Source organism: Neobacillus sp. PS3-12, assembly GCF_030915385.1.
Taxonomy (GTDB): Bacteria; Bacillota; Bacilli; order Bacillales; family Cytobacillaceae; genus JAEVLT01.
Genome location: NZ_CP133268.1, coordinates 4,438,532 through 4,457,087 on the forward strand (window position 1 = coordinate 4,438,532; position 18,556 = coordinate 4,457,087).

At 35.7% G+C, this 18,556-nt stretch carries 19 protein-coding genes and 3 pseudogenes; 18 read left to right on the plus strand and 4 right to left on the minus strand.

Features of this window, described 5'->3' with window-relative positions:
* Positions 1-23 precede the first annotated feature (23 nt).
* The 5 genes and pseudogenes from RCG17_RS22420 to RCG17_RS22440 form a co-directional block, all read left to right on the plus strand.
* A pseudogene (locus tag RCG17_RS22420) lies at positions 24-98 on the plus strand (cold-shock protein); the annotation flags it as partial.
* Between the two features lie 602 nt (positions 99-700).
* Positions 701-832: pseudogene (locus RCG17_RS22425) on the plus strand (sialate O-acetylesterase); the annotation flags it as partial.
* Positions 833-1,274: 442 nt separating this feature from the next.
* A complete protein-coding gene (locus RCG17_RS22430) occupies positions 1,275-1,745 on the plus strand; it encodes a hypothetical protein (RefSeq protein ID WP_308172263.1) in 471 nt (156 codons plus the stop codon).
* Between the two features lie 375 nt (positions 1,746-2,120).
* Positions 2,121-2,654, plus strand: coding sequence for a dihydrofolate reductase family protein (locus RCG17_RS22435; RefSeq protein WP_308172264.1), 534 nt, complete (start codon positions 2,121-2,123; stop codon positions 2,652-2,654).
* 362 nt (positions 2,655-3,016) lie between these two features.
* The gene (locus RCG17_RS22440; RefSeq protein ID WP_308172265.1) at positions 3,017-3,325 is read left to right on the plus strand and encodes a hypothetical protein; all 309 of its coding nucleotides are present in this window, start codon (positions 3,017-3,019) and stop codon (positions 3,323-3,325) included.
* A gap of 163 nt (positions 3,326-3,488) precedes the next feature.
* On the opposite strand, the gene RCG17_RS22445 is transcribed toward RCG17_RS22440, so the two are convergent.
* Positions 3,489-3,614, minus strand: a complete 126-nt coding sequence (locus tag RCG17_RS22445; RefSeq protein ID WP_308172266.1) for a hypothetical protein — start codon at positions 3,612-3,614, stop codon at positions 3,489-3,491.
* A gap of 348 nt (positions 3,615-3,962) precedes the next feature.
* Between RCG17_RS22445 and RCG17_RS22450 the strand changes: the two genes are divergently transcribed.
* The 8 genes from RCG17_RS22450 (at position 3,963) to RCG17_RS22485 (ending at position 11,937) form a co-directional block, all read left to right on the plus strand.
* Complete coding sequence (locus tag RCG17_RS22450) at positions 3,963-4,982, plus strand: LacI family DNA-binding transcriptional regulator (protein ID WP_308172267.1); 1,020 nt, start codon at positions 3,963-3,965, stop codon at positions 4,980-4,982.
* A 250-nt stretch (positions 4,983-5,232) separates the two neighbouring features.
* Complete coding sequence (locus tag RCG17_RS22455) at positions 5,233-6,093, plus strand: beta-keto acid cleavage family enzyme (RefSeq protein ID WP_308172268.1); 861 nt, start codon at positions 5,233-5,235, stop codon at positions 6,091-6,093.
* Between the two features lie 189 nt (positions 6,094-6,282).
* The gene (locus RCG17_RS22460) at positions 6,283-7,320 is read left to right on the plus strand and encodes a ketopantoate reductase family protein (protein ID WP_308172269.1); all 1,038 of its coding nucleotides are present in this window, start codon (positions 6,283-6,285) and stop codon (positions 7,318-7,320) included.
* 29 nt (positions 7,321-7,349) lie between these two features.
* Positions 7,350-8,348, plus strand: a complete 999-nt coding sequence (locus RCG17_RS22465; protein ID WP_308172270.1) for a 3-hydroxyacyl-CoA dehydrogenase family protein — start codon at positions 7,350-7,352, stop codon at positions 8,346-8,348.
* A 169-nt stretch (positions 8,349-8,517) separates the two neighbouring features.
* Complete coding sequence (locus tag RCG17_RS22470; protein ID WP_308172271.1) at positions 8,518-9,246, plus strand: CoA transferase subunit A; 729 nt, start codon at positions 8,518-8,520, stop codon at positions 9,244-9,246.
* Positions 9,236-9,889 carry a 3-oxoacid CoA-transferase subunit B gene (locus tag RCG17_RS22475; RefSeq protein ID WP_308172272.1) on the plus strand — a complete coding sequence of 218 codons (654 nt, stop codon included), beginning with the start codon at positions 9,236-9,238 and terminating at the stop codon, positions 9,887-9,889. Before RCG17_RS22470 ends, RCG17_RS22475 begins: the two co-directional genes overlap by 11 nt.
* 161 nt (positions 9,890-10,050) lie before the next feature.
* The gene (locus RCG17_RS22480) at positions 10,051-11,373 is read left to right on the plus strand and encodes a gluconate:H+ symporter (protein ID WP_308172273.1); all 1,323 of its coding nucleotides are present in this window, start codon (positions 10,051-10,053) and stop codon (positions 11,371-11,373) included.
* A gap of 168 nt (positions 11,374-11,541) precedes the next feature.
* On the plus strand, positions 11,542-11,937 hold the full coding sequence (locus RCG17_RS22485; RefSeq protein ID WP_308172274.1) for an acyl-CoA thioesterase: 396 nt from the start codon (positions 11,542-11,544) through the stop codon (positions 11,935-11,937).
* A gap of 139 nt (positions 11,938-12,076) precedes the next feature.
* Here the strand turns inward: RCG17_RS22485 and RCG17_RS22490 are convergent, their stop codons facing one another.
* Together RCG17_RS22490 and RCG17_RS22495 are read right to left on the minus strand one after the other, a co-directional pair.
* Entirely contained in the window at positions 12,077-12,415 is a 339-nt protein-coding gene (locus tag RCG17_RS22490; RefSeq protein ID WP_308175920.1) for a transposase, read from the minus strand.
* 195 nt (positions 12,416-12,610) lie between these two features.
* Positions 12,611-12,820: pseudogene (locus RCG17_RS22495) on the minus strand (carboxymuconolactone decarboxylase family protein); the annotation flags it as partial.
* 34 nt (positions 12,821-12,854) lie between these two features.
* Between RCG17_RS22495 and RCG17_RS22500 the strand changes: the two are divergent.
* Positions 12,855-13,481 (plus strand): aminotransferase-like domain-containing protein, encoded by a 627-nt coding sequence (locus RCG17_RS22500; RefSeq protein WP_308172275.1) that lies wholly within the window; start codon positions 12,855-12,857, stop codon positions 13,479-13,481.
* 244 nt (positions 13,482-13,725) lie between these two features.
* A complete protein-coding gene (locus RCG17_RS22505) occupies positions 13,726-14,109 on the plus strand; it encodes an avidin-fold protein (protein WP_308172276.1) in 384 nt (127 codons plus the stop codon).
* A gap of 471 nt (positions 14,110-14,580) precedes the next feature.
* Here the strand turns inward: RCG17_RS22505 and RCG17_RS22510 are convergent, their stop codons facing one another.
* A complete protein-coding gene (locus tag RCG17_RS22510; protein ID WP_308172277.1) occupies positions 14,581-14,778 on the minus strand; it encodes a CDGSH iron-sulfur domain-containing protein in 198 nt (65 codons plus the stop codon).
* A gap of 326 nt (positions 14,779-15,104) precedes the next feature.
* Here RCG17_RS22510 and RCG17_RS22515 point away from each other — a divergent pair, with 326 nt between their 5' ends.
* From RCG17_RS22515 to RCG17_RS22525, 3 genes are all read left to right on the plus strand, one after another.
* Positions 15,105-15,638, plus strand: a complete 534-nt coding sequence (locus tag RCG17_RS22515; protein ID WP_308172264.1) for a dihydrofolate reductase family protein — start codon at positions 15,105-15,107, stop codon at positions 15,636-15,638.
* Between the two features lie 481 nt (positions 15,639-16,119).
* A complete protein-coding gene (locus RCG17_RS22520) occupies positions 16,120-16,452 on the plus strand; it encodes an ArsR/SmtB family transcription factor (RefSeq protein ID WP_308172278.1) in 333 nt (110 codons plus the stop codon).
* A 98-nt stretch (positions 16,453-16,550) separates the two neighbouring features.
* Positions 16,551-17,663 carry an NADH:flavin oxidoreductase gene (locus tag RCG17_RS22525; protein WP_308172279.1) on the plus strand — a complete coding sequence of 371 codons (1,113 nt, stop codon included), beginning with the start codon at positions 16,551-16,553 and terminating at the stop codon, positions 17,661-17,663.
* Positions 17,664-18,556: the final 893 nt, after the last annotated feature.

The following is an 18,556-nucleotide window of genomic DNA, read 5'->3' on the forward strand; positions in this document are numbered from 1 at the left end:
CGGAATATTACGGTTTTTCACAAGAAGGTCAAGCTGTGACTTTCGATGTTGAGCAAGGTCAACGTGGAGCTCAAGCAGCTAACGTGCGTAAAGCTTAATAATAAAACCAAACTCATGCAGGCTCTTTATAGGGTCTGTTTTTTATTTATCTTATAAACAAGGAACCCCACTCATAAATGAGTAGGGCACATGTAAACAGTAAATTAAATGGTAAACAAAGTGTATCACATAATCACGATTTCTCCTAATTACATTTGAATAAACAATTTAAAGTCCTTTTGTAGAGAGTGGCTAAAATTGTCACTTTTAGATTTCTCTTACCTTTTAGGTTTATTTTTTATAACAACTATTTGGATATTTAAATTAACTTACGGTAGCTTTATAAAGTACTTAACATTAAATGCTGAACTAGAATATCTTCTCGCATTTCCTATCGCAAAATTTTCGCTAAAGTTGGAGTATTCGAATTCAAGAAAATGCGACCAAAACAATTTTACATATTGTCAGTTGTAACAGTAATCGTTATTTATATTTATCATTTATTAGTGGAACGAACTATTTTAAAAGAGGTAAAAAAAGTAATGGGCCATTTAGTTGAATAAAGACAATATCGACTTGACGAAAAAAGGCTAATGAAGCTATACTCTTGATTCTATTTAGTCTAATTAGACCATGGCAAACAAAGAAAGAAGGTTTTTCTATGAAATCTATATTATTAATCGGACAATCAAATATGGCAGGCAGAGGATTTATTGAGGATGTACCGCCGATTTATAATGAGCACATAAAAATGTTGCGAAACGGTAGATGGCAAATGATGGCAGAGGAAGTTTGCCTTAGGGCAATTGAGTTTTGAGGAGTTTTCTATTAATGTCTCAAATATTAATGAAAGTAAGTAAAGTAAAATTAATCTCATTTTATGAGGAGAAATCAATTGATTCCACGTATTTCTGAAGTGAGGAAATCAGAATCGATAGTAGGGAAAACAAAAATAAGGATTTTTTGTAATTGAGGATTGAGAAGAAAATTGTTATACAATCGGGCGCTATCCTTGAACAAGGATGCGCTTTTATTCATTTTAGGGCGCCTTTTTTGAACATAAAGGCGTCTACTTTATTGGAAGCAAGAGTTGAAGTTTTGGAGGGCATTGGCAGCCAGTTGTTTATTCAACTATAGTTCAGTTTTGCTTAGGAATGCTACACATATAGATGTGATTTATTGGATATTTTAACAAGACAGGGGAAATAGGGCTTTGAGAAAAGGAAGATGAAGCTATGACAATAAGAATTCAAAGATTAGTTAATGTTGCTATGGTCTTAATAACATGGTTGACGATACCCTTATTAGGGTCACGTAACATAAAAAGATTTCTTCCCGCATCAATACTAATTGTAGTTATTGATGGTATCAGCATTCAAATTGGAAAAAAACTAAAATGGTGGGTTTTCTATAATAAACCGAAATCATACTTATTTGGGGAATTTCCTTTTAGTATTGGACCGTTTTTTGTAAGCTCCTTGTGGACTCTAAAGTGGGCATACGGAAATTTCAAGAAATTCATTCTACTCAATGCAATAATAAATGTTATCTTTGCATTTCCAGTTGCAAATTTTGCAAGAAAATTCAGGTATTATACATTGGTTCGATTAACTAACTTCCAATTTTTCCTTAACTTCATTTCAAAGGCTTTTTTATTGTATGGGATTCAATATCTTCTTGAATCAAAAAATAAAAGAAAGTTTTAAACTCTTTCACTTATAAAAACGGGGTCGCCTTTTATTAATTAGACTAACTAAGTAGATTGTGAAGAAATGTACTGAAAGTAATGGGGACATTAGTTGAACAAAATTTAAGTGATGTAAGGACAAAAGCTACAATTTGTTATTCCATAATCGGGCGCTATCATGCAGCAAGGATGAGCGCTTATTTTCATTTTAGGTCCATTTAGTTGAGTAACTCACTATTAAGAAAAATGGATAGATTGTGTTAAATTATATAGTGGAGATTGTAAAGATTTGTAACTTAAAGTAACGACTATAGATGGTTCAATGAAAGTACATCTTTACTAAAATACTAGAGAACGTATATTCTTATAAAGAGTTTAAATTAGGGGGCGTATTATGAAGAACCAACGGAAGATCGTATTGTTTATTGCTCAAAGCTTGGATGGTTATATCGCAACAAAAGAAGACTCTTTAGATTGGTTATTTAAAGTTGAGGGTGAAGGGGATAATGGCTATTCGGAATTTTTTGAAACGATAGACACAATTTTAATTGGTAAAAGAACATATGATTGGATTATGAGATATGAAAAAGGTCAATTCCCATATCAAGATAAAGATTGTTACGTTTTTTCTAGGTCACTTTTAGAAGATACAAACGATGTTAAATTTGTAAATCAAGACGTTGTTAACTTTACTAAAAACTTAAAAAAAGAAGAAGGAAAAAATATTTGGATAGTTGGTGGTGGAGACTTACTGCATACGTTTTTTAAAGAAAAATTAGTCGATGAACTGATTTTGACAATTGCACCAACTATCATCGGAGAGGGAATTCCTTTATTTAAAGTTGGTGATTATCAGCTGGACCTTTCTCTAAAAGGTACAAGAACCTTTAATCAATTTGTTGAATTACATTACATAGTAAAAACATGAACACAAATATTCTTTAACTAAAATACCTGCGGAGCCATTTTTGGGATCTTTCGCATTTCCCAATATTCAGCAATCGGGCGCAATTCTGTAGTAAGAATTGCGCTCTTTCTTTATGTTATGGGCCATTTAATTGAATAACTTACTTTAAAGAAGACTGGATATTTATGTTAAAATGCAGGTGAGATTGTGAAAGGGCGAACTTAAACTAACGGTTCAGTTCAGTGGAAGAAGGGATAAATTTATTATTAGGCGAATTATTTATTGTTTCATAAATATAAAAAGGGCAAATTCCCCAAATTACAAAAAAAGAGTATTTATATAGAATTATCTTTTAGAGTTACATTACATGGAGGAATCTCAATATGCGGGAAGGATTAATTAATTATGGGATACTGGCATTAATTATTGGTGTTGCACTATTTTGCTTTTACAAAGCTGGAAAAGAACAGAAGAATAGAAAGAAGTTCTTTTTCTTTATTTCTTTGGGAATTAATTTGTTGGTGTTACCTCTTTCTTTGTTTATTGGTATAATGGCAACCGACTCAGGCGATAGTTCTCTTTTCTGGGATGGTTTTTTGTTTGTACAAGCGATTCCATTACTTATTATGCTGGTTGGTATAGTCATTCTGTTGGTTGGTATAATAGTCGATTTAAAAAGCAGTAGGAGATAACGAACGGGCAGCTTAAACGGAACAGGGAGTTGCAGTGTTAGTAGCTCTTTCTTATTGAAGTAAAGGGTGCAATTCCGGAAGGGATCGTGTCCTTTTTAGTTAACATTTTTGATTGACTCATTTCATGTAATAAAAAATCCAATCAAGAAAATCTTGAAAGGATTTATTGGTTTTCAAGTTTTGATTTTATGGTGTTATTTTGAGAAATGATAACAAAGCTAAAAACTGTTGTTGCTATAAAGCCTAAAATGGAGAAGAAAAAAAGTACACCAAAGTTATTATTACCCATAAGAATACCTCCATATAATTGGTAATTATAGTCTTTCTTTCAAATTAGAATATTATTCTTAAGTTCGCATTACGAGGATTTTCTTGTAGTAAATATTTAACTTAGATCCATTTTTCGAGGATAATATGCAGAAGCTTATTCCAGAATTGGGCGAATTTCCGAAACAGTGAAAGCGTCTTTATTATGTTTCCCGATGTTTCCTAGTTTTAAAATTATCAATTAAGTTCAAAGTGAAAGAATTTAGAAAAAGATTTAATTTTTTTAATAGACAAAAAATATTGAATTCCAACTGGTCTAAATATAGTATAGATTACATAGATCGAAACGTTTTGCTAGGAGGGTTTTTAAATGGCGACAATGAAAGATATTTCCAAAAGGGCTAAAGTTTCACTTTCTACAGTGTCAGCTGTAATTAATCAATCTGCATATGTAAGCCCTGAACTTACCAAAAGAGTGATGCAGGTAATTGAGGAACTAAATTACAGACCGAATGCTGTAGCTCGGAGTTTGAAAAAGAAGAGCACGAATACCATTGGTGTCATCGTGACAGATATTTTAAATCCCTTCTATCCTCCAATGATCAAAGGGATTGAAGATGTTGCGTTTAACAATGGCTTCAATGTCATCCTCTGCAATATATCAAATGAACATAAAAGGATTTTGACATATTTGGAACTAATGCTGGAAAAACAGGTTGACGGTCTTCTTTTAGCTAACATTGCTACAACGGAGGATTTCAACGAAATTGAAAAAACAGGATTAAAATATGTTTTAATCAATCGAAAACCCCCATTCTATGGCAAAAATTTTGTTGGAGTTAATAATGAACTGAGTTCTGAATTAGCTGTAAATCATTTAGTGGCACTGGGATACAAAAGAATTGCGTATTTTGGAGGTAATTTGGAAATAAACACTGCGAGAGAAAGAAAAGCTGGATTTATAAGCTGCATGACTCATCATGGTTTAGAAGTTGACCCTAAGCTTGTATTCGAAGGGGAATACACCCTGGAATCGGGATATACCAATGTAAAAAAGATGCTCGAGCTAGTGGACAATTTACCAGAAGTTATTTGTGCTGTAAGCGATGTAGTAGCTTTCGGAGTGATCAAGGGGCTTAGAGATTCCGAAATTCGTGTTCCAGAGGATATTGCCGTCATTGGAAATGATAATAGCACTTTTTCCGAAAATTTTCTTGTTCCGTTATCCAGTGTGGATCATTCTACTTATGATATGGGCAAATTATCCATGGATTTGCTTTTGGAGCTGATCAAGGAAAAAAATGAAATCGCAGCAAGACAAATAATACTTACTCCATCTTTAGTTATTCGCGAAAGTTGTGGATACAGAAGCAATAAAGAAAATATTTGATCATCAATAATATGGGATCAGTGTGCTTCTCGTTCTAAAAATAATGTCGAAATTCCAATAAAAATATTATTGATAATATTCTGAAAAAGTATTGATTTTGAAAGTAATTCTTTCTATACTATAATCAAATAACGAAACGTTTCGATAAATAAGAAACGAAAATACAAGTTTCATTCCTGGGAGTAATTATATTAGTACTCTATTATTTTTTAGCTTTTATCGAAACGTTTCGCTAAAAGGAGGAATTACTTTGGAAAAATTAATAATTACTGTTGCCCCCACTGGAGCCCAGACAACTCGCGAGCATACCCCATATGTACCGCTTACACCAAAGGAAATCGCGGATTCCGTTTATGAAGCTTGGCAAGCGGGAGCGTCAATAGCCCATATTCACGTGAGGGATGAAAACGGTAACAATACCCTTAACTTAGATACTTATAGGGACGTAGTAAATCGTATACAGGATAAATGCGATATCATTATCAACTTAACGACCGCTGGCGGAGTGGCCATGAACGATGAAGACCGGCTTCGAGTATGTGAATTGAGCCCGGAGATGGCAACATTTGATGCCGGTTCAATGAATTTTGGCTCCGGTGTATTTCTTAATTCACCCAATTTTTTAGAGAGATTGGCTATAAAACTGAAAGAACATCAGATAAAACCTGAAATTGAAGTATTCGATGTTGGAATGATCGAAAATACCATGCGAATTATTAAAAAGGGCCTTATCGATCCACCATTTCATTTCCAATTTGTTTTGGGCGTACAGGGTGGAATGCCGGCTACACCAAAAAATTTATTGTTTATGGCGGAAAATATCCCCGCAGGATCAACATGGTCAGCAATTGGGGCGAGTAAAGATCAATTAGCCATCAACACCATGAGTATTCTATTGGGTGGACATGTCCGCGTAGGAATGGAGGACAGCGTCTATTATCGAAAAGGTGAATTAGCTAAAACGAATGCTCAATTTGTTGAAAGAATTGTAGATTTATCGAAGACTTTAGGAAGAGAAATTGCTACACCAAACGAAGCTAGAAAAATTTTAGGTCTCGTTCAATTAAGAAATAGTAAAGCAGTGAAGAGCACGAGTGGTGCAGTTAAGTAATCTGAAAGTGTTGGCATATGATAACTTTTGCTTTCCTGATATCCTAACTTCTTGTAAACAAATAGGAGTTTAATAATCTGAATAATCGGGATACTGTAAGCGGTTGCGGTTCGATGTCTATTGTCAACATATAAAGTGGTGAATCCAGATTCATTTAACCCGTATATCACATTCCAAGGAGGAGCACATATGAGAATTGCAATAATGGGTGCAGGTTCTTTAGGTACTATAATAGGGGCCTTGATTACTGCAGGAGGACAAGAAATAGATTTAATTGATATCAATAAGGAACACGTGGAGGCACTCAATCATTCCGGTGCAAAAATTACTGGTTTTATGGATCTTTGTGTACCAGTAAAAGCATTGCTGCCCAATGAAATGACTGGTAAGTATGATTTGGTTTTTTTGCTGACGAAGCAGGTGTACAACCAAACTACTTTAGACCAATTGCTTCCGCATCTTCATTCCAATAGTACCGTTTGTGCGCTGCAAAATGGGTTGCCGGAAGATTTTGTTGCTTCGTATATAGGACGCGAAAGAACCATTGGGGGTGCAGTGGGATTTGGAGCCACATGGTTGGGACCGGGTGTTTCTGAATTGGTAACAGAAGTACATACTGTAAAAAATTATGCATTTGACATTGGTGAACTGGATGGAGCGCTGACTCCGCGTCTTGAGGAAGTAAAAAGGATACTTGATTTAATAGGTCATTGTCATATCTCAGATAACATTATGGGGATTAAATGGGCAAAGCTTTTAATGAATGCAACTTTTAGTGGTATGTCAGCGGCATTAGGCTGCCGATTTGGCGAAGTTTTATCAAATGAAACGGCCATGTTTAGTTTAGCCCATATTGCAGATGAAACGATAAAGGTTGCACATGCACACGGAATTAAATTAGAAGAGATGCAAGGAAAAGATATGGAATTTCTTGAACTGCAGGACGAAAATGATGTAGCAAATAAGATGGATTTTTATCAAGAGGTATGGGGGCCGCATAGCAATACAAAAGCGAGCATGCTGCAAGACATGGAGAAAAATAGAAAGTCAGAAATTGATTTTATCAACGGTTTCGTTTGTAAAAAGGGTAGGGAAGTAGGAGTAAAAACTCCTTACAATGATCTTGTTGTTAAATTAGTGAAAGAATCGGAGGAGGAAGGTTGTCTTCCAGAGTTCTCTGTAAATATCAAACATTTTCATCCAAGTTTTTTAAGTACGGGATTATGATTTTTTCAAGTGGCAGAAAGTAGAGGTGGATGATGATTAAAAAAATTGCTGTTTTAGGAGCAGGTACAATGGGGCATGGCATTGCGGAAGCTTTTGCTATGTATGGATATGACGTTAATCTGTACGATACGGACGAAAATAAATTAAAGGTTGCTTTAAAGGAAATTGAAGAAGAACAGGAAACGTTAGTAGAAGCAAACTTTATCGAGTCACAGTCAGTAGGGTTAACTCTCAAGAGGATCACCTTATGTACGGATTTAAACCAAGCAGTAATAGATCGTGACTATGTAATTGAAGCTGTTCCTGAAATTTTAGAGCTAAAGCAAAACCTTTTTAAGAAATTGGATGAATATTGTCCTTCCCACACGATAATTGCAAGTAATACCTCGAGTCTGAATTTAGCCAGTATGATGGAACATATCAGTGATAAACGGAAAGAGCAAATGATCGTTAACCATTGGTATAATCCAGGCCACTTGATGCCACTTGTAGAACTATCTTATTTTGGAAATATGTCTGAACTTCTTTTTAAGGAAGTTGAACAATTATATCAGTCCATCAAAAAGCAAACGGTTAAAGTTCTAAAGGACATACCAGGACTTATAGCAAACAGAATTCAACAAGGAATTGCGCGGGAAGTTTTCTCTCTTATTGAAATGGGAGTCGCAACCCCGGATGATATTGATAAAGCATTAAAGTTTGGCCCGGCATTCAGATATGCTACAACAGGACAGTTAGAGATTGCCGATTTGGGTGGCCTGGATATTTGGTGTACAGTTGGTGATAACTTGTTAAAGGTTATGGATCATTCTCAACATGCAAATGTGATGTTGAAACAAAAAGTAGCTTCAGGGAAATTGGGCATTAAATCAGGAGAAGGATTTTATGACTATAAACAAGATGAAATAGCTGCGATTAAGAAACGGTTTGCTGAAAACTTGATCCATCAACTTAAAGCCTCCCAATTTTATATCGATAGGTCGTCAATCAAAGACGAAGAACCATCAAATAAACTAAATGAGCGTTAAAAAACAGGAAATATGCAAACGAGTATATCTGAAAATTGGAATATATCAGTTTACTTTTTTACTAAAATCCTAATTTCAAATCAAAAGTCAAGCGGATTTTAAGCTAACTTTCAATAAATAAAGCTTATGATGCTGCAATGATACCTTAATACTTAGGGAAGTGGTTTCTATGAAAAATACTAAATTAATTAATTCATTTAAAGAAGCAGTTAAAGATATTAAAGACGGTTCAACATTAATCGTCGGAGGGTTTGGCTTAAGTGGAATTCCTGAATTTACTATTCAGGCACTTATGGAGCAGGGAACTAAAAATTTAACAGTGGTCAGTAACAACTGCGGAGTTGATGAATGGGGACTGGGACTCTTGCTGGCCAATAAACAGATTAAGAAAATGGTAGCTTCCTATGTTGGTGAAAACAAGATTTTTGAACGGCAGTTTTTAAACGGTGAGTTGGAAGTAGAATTAGTTCCACAAGGAACCCTTGCAGAGCGAATACGGGCTGGTGGTGCAGGTATACCTGGATTTTATACAGCCACGGGAGTTGGTACACCCATTGCTGAAGGAAGGGAAATGAAAGAGTTTAACGGAAAAACCTATTTACTTGAAGAAGGTATAGTGGGTGATTTTGCTCTAGTAAAAGCGTGGAAAGCCGATCCGTTCGGAAATCTTGTTTACAGAAAAACAGCTCGCAACTTTAACCCATTGGCGGCGATGGCAGGAAAAATCACGATTGCAGAAGTGGAAGAGATTGTTGAACCGGGTGAACTGGATCCGGATGAAATCCATACACCGGGTATTTATGTACAGCATATTCTTGTGGGTACAGATTATCAAAAACGAATCAAGCGCCGGACAGTAGTGGCCCACGATAAAGGGGAAAATCAAGATGAAAGATAAACGAATGACAATTATTAAACGTGCAGTAAAAGAAATTGAGGATGGTATGAATGTGAATCTTGGGATTGGCATGCCGACGCTGATCGCAAATGAGATTCCAGCTGATTTTAACGTCTTTTTGCAGTCTGAAAATGGATTGCTTGGGATTGGACCTTATCCTGTAGAAGGAAAGGAAGATCCGGATCTGATTAATGCAGGAAAAGAAACAGTAACTAGCGTACCGGGTGCTTCATTCTTTGATAGCGCCGAGTCATTTGCCATGATTCGCGGAGGCCATATTGATCTGGCTATTTTAGGTGGTATGGAAGTAGCGGAAAATGGTGATTTGGCTAACTGGATGATCCCTGGAAAGATGGTAAAAGGTATGGGAGGTGCGATGGATCTTGTCAATGGAGCAAAACGTGTCATCGTTGTGATGGAACATGTAAATAAGCATGGTGAATCAAAAATTAAGCGTGAATGTACCTTACCTTTAACGGGTAAAGGAGTCGTACATCGATTAATTACAGATCTGGCGGTTTTTGATTTTACAGAAGAAGGTATGATCCTTATTGAAACACTGAATGGTGTTTCAATAGATGAAGTAAAAGAAAAAACAGAAGCGCAATTTAAGGTTGCTTCTGAACTGGTTGGAGTAAAGTAAACAAGATTCTTGAAGGTTTACTTCAATGATTAGATACATTATCAAAAGTCAAATACACTAATTGTTTTCAACTTTGCCCCATTTATCAAGGTTTATTGACTTAATTCGAAGAATGGAAGTTGATGAAAAGACACTAATTAATCAAGGAATGGAGTGCTTTTATGCCACTTATAGGATTGGCTTTGGGTATCGTAATATTATTTATTTTAATCATAGCTTTTAAGCTTAACGCATTTTTATCTCTAATTATATCAGCAACATTCGTAGGACTTTTCCTAGGGATGGAACCGTTGGCAATTGTCACATCCATTGAAACTGGACTTGGAGGTACTCTGGGACATATGGCCATCATAATTGGCTTGGGTGCCGTTTTTGGGAAAATAATATCTGAAGGTGGGGGAGCCCACAGAATCGCAAGCACTCTTATCAAAATTTTTGGCGAAAAAAGAGTGGATTGGGCAATTTGTCTAACCTCATTTCTTTTGGGAATAATATTATACTATGAAGTTAGTTACATTCTAATAATCCCTATCGTATATACAGTTGCAGTTGAAGCAAAAGTGAAACTGATGAAAGTGGGTATCCCGTTTCTGGCAGCCATATCTATTGCACACGTCTTTTTACCTCCGCATCCAGGACCAACTGCAATCGCAACTGCTTTAGGGGCAAATTTGGGCCTTGTTCTGCTGTATGGCTTTATTCTGGCGATTCCAGCTGCCATTATTTTCGGACCGTTATTTTCTAAGTTATATAAAAATTGGGATATTAAAATTCCAAACCATTTAGTATCAAAGCAAGAATTCAACATGGATGAAGTCCCATCATTTGCAACTTCACTTTTTACAACTTTGTTACCAGTTATTTTGATTTTGATTGGGGTAATTACACAATTTTCACTTCCGAAAACCTCAATCATTTATAAAATATTAACTTTTATTGGTAATGCTGATATGGCGTTGCTTATATCTCTTCTCATTGCAGTATATGTATTTGGTTTACATAAAAATAAAAAGACGATGCCTCAAGTAATGAAAACTGTAGAACAAGCACTGATCTCTATGGGGGGAATAATATTCATTCTTGGTGGAGGTGGAGCATTTAAACAAGTTATTCTTGATAGTGGAATGGCAAAATACATTGCTCATTTTACAAGTGGATGGAATATCTCACCATTTATATTAGCATGGATTATTGCGGTTATCATACGTATGGCAGTGGGGTCTGCAACAGTAACCGTCTTAACTACTGCAGGAATTATGTTGCCAATTTTGAATGCTACTGGTGTAAGTCCTGAATTGATGGTACTGGCAATTGGAAGTGCTTCCATAGCATGGGCTCCGCCAAGTGATGTATCTTTCTGGATGACAAAAGAATATTTTAACTTGTCAATTGGACAAACTATTAGGTCTGTGTGTTTCATGTATACCCTCGTTGCTATTTATGGACTACTTGGAGTATTAGTACTGAACATGGTAGTAGGGTAATTTCTTGATATCTAGGAACAATTAGATGTTATAAGTATTTTTTATTAATTTATATACCCGGCAAAGTAATGGCATTTTTAATGGAATTTAGTGAAAAAGCAGCTTTTTGCCGGGTGTATAAAAAGTAAACAAATTAAAATTGCCACAAATAAAAGGAGAGAAGTATGGGTGTATACAACGATCATTACTCCTCGCGTATCTGAAACAAATGGTGCCGGTCACATTAGTAATACTGTTGTTCCTATTTGGTTTGAAGCAGGGCGAACAGAAATTTATAAAATTATGACTCCGAATTTATCGTTTGGAAATTGGAAACTTATTTTAGTTAATATGAATGTAGATTACATAAAACAAATTTTCCTCAATGCTGATGTAGAAGTAAAAACATGGATTGAAAGAATTGGAAATAAAAGTTTTACGGTTTATGAAGAAATGTTTCAAAATGGCCAAATTTGTGCTAAAGGAACAGCCACATATGTTTACTTTAATTACGAAATTCAACAATCAGAAGTTATACTACAAGAAGTAAGAACAGAACTGGCGAAACATTTATATAAAAAGTGAAATATGTAAAAAAGAAGAAACTCAGTTGCTTTATATGGTGGCCTACATTACATATCGGGAACTCCTCCTGTAGTTTTGATTCCCGATACCCCTTCCATTCGTCGGGATTAGAAACTATGTCAACAATATAAGAAATCTCTTAAATCTCTTCATTTATCTGCTCTGGGTTTATCACAGGGGAAACATAGGGACGGTTCGAGACCACTGAAAAAGTCCATTTTTTTGGTCGGTATCTGTCCGAAATCTTCCCAGAAAACATATCAAGAAAATACATATAAGCAAGATTCAACGAGGCATCTTCAATGACTTGCACATCTGATAAATTATATAGATATTGAAGGTCTAACAATTTCACCATTAGTTCGGGTTCTTTTGCAGGTCTCCCATAATACTTACAATAAGAGTCCTCTAGAAGTTTATTAATAAAACTAAAATCAACGGCACCTTTAATAAGCCTAAGCGTATGCTTCTCGGGAATTTTATCGTATCATAATGAATAGATGCTTTTTCGAGTCTGCAAAGCTTCACTCAATTTTTTCTTCCCTAAATTTATAAAGCTTTTCCCTGATTTAGATAATCGATTTAATCTTACTTTTTTCTTGTAAATATTTCTAAAAGAACTTCTAACAACTTTTACCCTACTTCATTGTGGAAGAAGCGAACCTATCCCACTTTATTTTGCAGAATTCCCCATAGAAATAGAAATTCTATTCCATGAGTTGATTTGATTAATACACAACACTAAATTAACATATTCTTCATCAGTAAAATATTTACTTACTTCTTCATAAACAGAAGTTGGAACGTGTTTTTCTGATATTAATGTAATGTGTTCAGCTAGTAATAATGCTGCTTTTTCAGTATCAGAGTAAAATTCACAATCCCGAATCGTCACACCTATATCAAAACGTTTAGAATTGTTAAAATGGGCTACTGAGAAAAATGTTTATATTATTGAAGATGATTATGATAGTGAATTTAGATATAATTCCGCTCCTATTCCTTCAATACAAGCTATTGACACGAATGATTGTGTGATCTATTTAGGTACATTTTCAAAACCATTTTCAGCAAATGTGAGAATGAGCTATATTGTTTTACCCGAAATACTTCTCCATCGTTATCATGAAAGATTCAAATATCACACGTCCAGGGTTTCTATCCTTCAACAACAAGTAATGCAAAAATTTATTGAAAGTGGCGAATATGAACGCAATATTCGCAAACTAAATACTGTCTATCAAAAAAAGCATGATTTGTTTATAAAAACGGTTAATGAGGTCTTTTTTGATAAAGTTACGATAATTGGGAAAAATGCCGGTCTATTTTTCTTATTAGAAGTCGATTTACCATATTCATCAGGTAAATTGGTTTCATTGGCTAGGGAATTCGGTGTCGGTGTCTACGACACAGATGAGTTTTGGATGGAGAATACTAATCCTGGGAAAATAAATAATACCGTGTTTGTCAGCTATACTTCTCTGTCGGATGAAGATATCGTAAAAGGAATCCACCTACTTTACAAGGCCTGGTTTTATAATTAGGAATTCAATTAAAAGTACCAATTAATTGTCTCCTTCTTTTTGGAAAGAAACATAAATATGTTTGATGAAAGATCCTGTGTGGTTAAGCAGGATTTTTTTCAGCAATCGGGCGCAAGAACTGAAAAAGCGACTGTTTCGCAGTCCTTTTTTTATTGGTCTTGAATCGGTTAAAGGAAAGTTATTTGAACAAGGGGGAAAATCATGTTAATTTATTCGAATATTAGAACTATTGGAGGGCGAAATTTTGATCAATTATAATGGACGGAAATTTGTTTCTGTTGAAAATACAGCTAACGGAGAAGTTTCTTCAAAGACGTTTTTTGAATACAAACAGGAAGGGAATATCCTCTCAGCAACATATAGCGGAGGAGAAATTGTTAAAGGGACACTTATTGGAATAGTAAAGGAAAATGGTAGCTTACAGTTTAGATATAACCATGTTAACGAAAGAAACGAAATAAGAGGCGGTCAATGTTTCTCTACCCCAGAAACTCTACCAGATGGAAGAATTAGATTACATGAAAAGTGGAAATGGACTGTACTGGGTCATGAGAAGAGTGAGACCACAAAAATATATGCGCATCTAAGTGGAAAGTTGAGGCACGATTTTTATAGTAAATATTTTTGAAAGCTGCTTAAAATGATTTTAATCGAATTTGACATGCGTTTTTATTAATGCATGTCTTTTAGCAATTGGGCCATATTGCTTAGGATGTAGTTTAGCATTAATAGTAGGGAAACGTATCACAAGTGACAGATTCTTATTTTTCATGGAAAATGATTATGTGACCTCGTTGTATAAGGGATTTTGGAAGAAGAATGGAATAATAAATAGGTAAACTTTCTTCAGCAAAAGGGGGCTAATCTTGTGGATAACGGGTTCTCTTAAGGGGTGCAAAATAGTAAATCACAATGAAAATAGAATGCAAAATTGCAATGATTTTAGCATCGATATATTCGTAAATTATTAATAAGATGTTCAAGGGATTTAAATAATATAATTAAAGTGGGATTAAATATAAGTCCAAAGAGGAGCATGGTAATGGTACCTAGCTCCTCTTCAATAACTTAGATAATCATTAAAAAAAGTATTTTGAATTTAGTTCTTGTCTTGCGCCCTAACCGCACTTTCAAATTTGCCTTTATGAGCACCGTTACAAAATGGTTTATTGCTGGATAGACCACAACGGCAGAGATAAGTTTGCTCTTTTGTTTCAATTTTATTTCCCTCACTGTCTAACAAGGTGATTCCAGTAGCGATTAAAGGACCGTTATCTAATATTTTTACATCAGCCATTTTTATCCCTCCATATAGTTTTATTGTAACTTAACCATTCTAAATTTTACTCGTTTCATATCCTGATGTCTGTGATAATATTGTGAATTTATTTAAATATATTATTATTCTAATAATTTATCTCGTTCTGATAAATATAAAATTTGATAACGTGAATAACAACTTACAATCGTTAAACGGATCTCTCTACGTTAAAATTATATAGTGGAGATTGTAAAGATTTGTAACTTAAAGTAACGACTATGGATGGTTCAAGAAAAGTACATCTTTACTAAAATATTAGGGAACGTATATTCTTATATAGAGTTTAAATTAGGAGACGTATTATGAAGAACCAACGGAAGATCGTATTGTTTATTGCTCAAAGCTTGGATGGTTATATCGCAACAAAAGAAGACTCTTTAGATTGGTTATTTAAAGTTGAGGGTGAAGGGGATAATGGCTATTCGGAATTTTTTGAAACGATAGACACAATTTTAATTGGTAAAAGAACATATGATTGGATTATGAGATATGAAAAAGGTCAATTCCCATATCAAGATAAAGATTGTTACGTTTTTTCTAGGTCACTTTTAGAAGATACAAACGATGTTAAATTTGTAAATCAAGACGTTGTTAACTTTACTAAAAACTTAAAAAAAGAAGAAGGAAAAAATATTTGGATAGTTGGTGGTGGAGACTTACTGCATACGTTTTTTAAAGAAAAATTAGTCGATGAACTGATTTTGACAATTGCACCAACTATCATCGGAGAGGGAATTCCTTTATTTAAAGTTGGTGATTATCAGCTGGACCTTTCTCTAAAAGGTACAAGAACCTTTAATCAATTTGTTGAATTACATTACATAGTAAAAACATGAACACAAATATTCTTTAACTAAAATACCTGCGGAGCCATTTTTGGGATCTTTCGCATTTCCCAATATTCAGCAATCGGGCGCGTTAGTTAAACAACGATTTCTTTATCTACCCTTCAGCAATCGGGCGCTTTTCAGTAAGAAGAAAAAGCGCTCATTTTTCATTTTAGGGCCAGATTGTGGAGTAACTCATGTATTACGTAGTAGACCTATACTGCGCAGCAACAATTCCCGATTGTGGAAAATATGAACAAGAATTTGTTAAGTTTTGTTCATATTTTAATATCAAAGTTTGTGATATTGTGAAGCTTTTCACTTAAAATAAAGGGCAGCTATCTATAGTATGAAAATCCACCGTATTCAACGTAAGTAATGATAACAAAAGTGATAGATTTCTATCTTTGTGGAAGCAATATCTAGGACCTGTGCCCAAAAACCATCTGTGGTATACTGAGTTAAACAAAGTAGAAATGGGTGTCAATACATGAAGAACGAAGAGATACTTGCTGTGCTGAAATCTCTGTCCAATGAGACGCGACTCAATATTCTTTGTTGGCTGAAGGAACCAGGAGAAATGAACGCAAACCTGCCCACGGCCATCAAAGAAGAATTTCCAGGCGGTGTATGTGTAGGAAGCATTCAAGAGAAGTCCGGCCTCGCACAGTCTGTTATTTCCTCTTATCTGTCTTCCATGCAGAAGATTGGCTTGCTTGAGTCACGCCGCTTCGGCCAGTGGACATATTACAGGCGCAATGAAGAAGCAATTGCTGAGTTTTTGGAACAATTCGCAGCTGGATTGCACGCAAAAGTGGATTAACTTAATAATGTACGGCTTTATTATTTGCATATTAATCTATATATCTGTATATTCATTTTTATAGATTTAAAAAAACAGCGATATGAGGAGAGAGTACGATGAACTTATCCAAAGTAGCAGCACCTTTATTTGAGGCTTTTGAAGGCGGCAATCTGAAGCTAGAAAACCGCATTGTCATGGCTCCCATGACACGCTGCTTTTCCCCAAATGGCGTTCCAGGTCCAGATGTGGCTGGATATTATCGCCGCAGAGCAGAAAATGGTGTCGGTCTTATTATTACAGAAGGAACGGTTATCAACCATCGGGCAGCACCGGCCGACCATAATGTGCCCCACTTCTATGGTGAAGAAGCACTTGAAGGATGGGCACACGTTGTTCGGGAAGTACATGAAGCAGGCGGCAAAATTGCTCCACAAATCTGGCATACTGGCACGGCTCGCGAAAGAAAGAAATTTCCTGATTCAAATGCCGATCCAATCGGCCCATCCGGCTTGAGTCTGACTGGAAAACAAGTATCTGATCCGCTGACAGCCGAGGAAATCCGCGGTCTTGTTCAAAGCTATGCACAAGCGGCTGCAGATGCAAAGCGCATCGGTTTTGATGCGGTGGAGATTCACGGTGCACACGGTTATCTCATCGATCAGTTTTTCTGGGAAGTGACCAACAAGCGAACAGATGAGTATGGCGGCGATATGATTGGCCGTACCCGATTTGCGGTAGAGGTTATCGAAGCGGTGAGAGCTGCAGTCGGTCCTGACTTCCCAATTATCTTCCGTTTCTCCCAATGGAAGCCGGTTGATTACACAGCAAAGCTGGCTGCAACTCCTGAAGAACTGGAACGTTTCCTTAAACCATTGTCTGAAGCAGGCGCCAATATTTTCCACGCTTCCACACGCCGTTTTTGGGAACCAGAATTTGAAGGCTCTGACCTTAACTTGGCAGGCTGGACACGCAAGCTAACTGGCAAACCAGCCATCACAGTTGGATCAGTTGGCCTTGATTCCGAATTCACTAGCTTGTTTGAATCAGGAAAAGGTGGACAAATTACCGGTATCGATAGCCTGATTGAACGCATTGAACGCGGAGAATTCGACCTAGTTGCGGTAGGCCGTGCCCTCTTGAACGACCCGGCATGGGCAGCCAAAATTCGCGATGGCCGCAATGATGAACTTCAAGCATTTACCCGTGAGGCACTTGGTACGCTGAGCTAATCTGTGTTTTAGGGACAGGTTCCTATACTCATTTTTAAGGATTTATCTTATTTACCGAAAATTTAAAGGATGGGTTCCTCGTAAATGGGACATTAGATTCTATTACTCATTTAAAAGGCCCCACAGAGATAATTTTACTCTGCGGAGCCTTTATTTTGGATATTAATGCTCGTGAATCCGAGTCGCAAAGTGCCTGTCCCTGCGACCCGCCTAGTTTACTCGATTTCTTTGCTTAGTTGAACACAGTTTGGAAAGACTCAACTGGTGCTACAAGATTCAAATGCGATGTCTTAGAGGATTAGAACATGGATTCTCAATAGAATACTGGGATATAGAAGTTGATAGTACTACCGAAAACATTTTATCAGTATGTCAATGCAGTAAATGTGAGAATGAAATATTGTGTACAAGATATTAATGCACAGTACAAGGATACTATTCAATAGACTAATGTGATATGCAACAATCGGGCGCTTTAACACAATAAGCATGTACTCTTCAATAAGGCTTTATATACAAGACTTTATAGATAACTTGAATATAAAGCCTTATTATCCATACAAAAAACATACTACCATAAACGATATTTTTTGATTGCCAAATACACATATCATACTAACTCAACTTTCGCACCTTGAAATTAGACCTTCTTTTAGGTCTATCAAAGCTTTAAGAACGATTAATTTCGTTTCTTGACAAGTACTTTTATACAGAAAAAGCACCTCATTCTTTGGTATAGTGGAATTGACTAGAAACCATTACCAAAAAGAAGAGGTGCCTTCTCTATAATAAAGAAAAAACACTCAAATGAGCAACTACCAAATGAACTTTCTGCTGTATTATCTGAATTACCGAACAAGAAATCGTCCGATTGGGCTGTCGCATTACAGCAA

Bases quoted from the DNA above. Each gene is read 5' to 3' on its own strand.
- RCG17_RS22510 (WP_308172277.1), bottom strand. From the start codon at position 14,778: ATGGCTGATGTAAAAATATTAGATAACGGTCCTTTAATCGCTACTGGA.
- RCG17_RS22435 (WP_308172264.1), top strand. From the start codon at position 2,121: ATGAAGAACCAACGGAAGATCGTATTGTTTATTGCTCAAAGCTTGGAT.
- RCG17_RS22460 (WP_308172269.1), top strand. From the start codon at position 6,283: ATGAGAATTGCAATAATGGGTGCAGGTTCTTTAGGTACTATAATAGGG.
- RCG17_RS22430 (WP_308172263.1), top strand. From the start codon at position 1,275: ATGACAATAAGAATTCAAAGATTAGTTAATGTTGCTATGGTCTTAATA.
- RCG17_RS22515 (WP_308172264.1), top strand. From the start codon at position 15,105: ATGAAGAACCAACGGAAGATCGTATTGTTTATTGCTCAAAGCTTGGAT.
- RCG17_RS22520 (WP_308172278.1), top strand. From the start codon at position 16,120: ATGAAGAACGAAGAGATACTTGCTGTGCTGAAATCTCTGTCCAATGAG.
- RCG17_RS22480 (WP_308172273.1), top strand. From the start codon at position 10,051: ATGCCACTTATAGGATTGGCTTTGGGTATCGTAATATTATTTATTTTA.
- RCG17_RS22525 (WP_308172279.1), top strand. From the start codon at position 16,551: ATGAACTTATCCAAAGTAGCAGCACCTTTATTTGAGGCTTTTGAAGGC.
- RCG17_RS22470 (WP_308172271.1), top strand. From the start codon at position 8,518: ATGAAAAATACTAAATTAATTAATTCATTTAAAGAAGCAGTTAAAGAT.
- RCG17_RS22475 (WP_308172272.1), top strand. From the start codon at position 9,236: ATGAAAGATAAACGAATGACAATTATTAAACGTGCAGTAAAAGAAATT.
- RCG17_RS22465 (WP_308172270.1), top strand. From the start codon at position 7,350: ATGATGATTAAAAAAATTGCTGTTTTAGGAGCAGGTACAATGGGGCAT.
- RCG17_RS22450 (WP_308172267.1), top strand. From the start codon at position 3,963: ATGGCGACAATGAAAGATATTTCCAAAAGGGCTAAAGTTTCACTTTCT.
- RCG17_RS22440 (WP_308172265.1), top strand. From the start codon at position 3,017: ATGCGGGAAGGATTAATTAATTATGGGATACTGGCATTAATTATTGGT.
- RCG17_RS22445 (WP_308172266.1), bottom strand. From the start codon at position 3,614: ATGGGTAATAATAACTTTGGTGTACTTTTTTTCTTCTCCATTTTAGGC.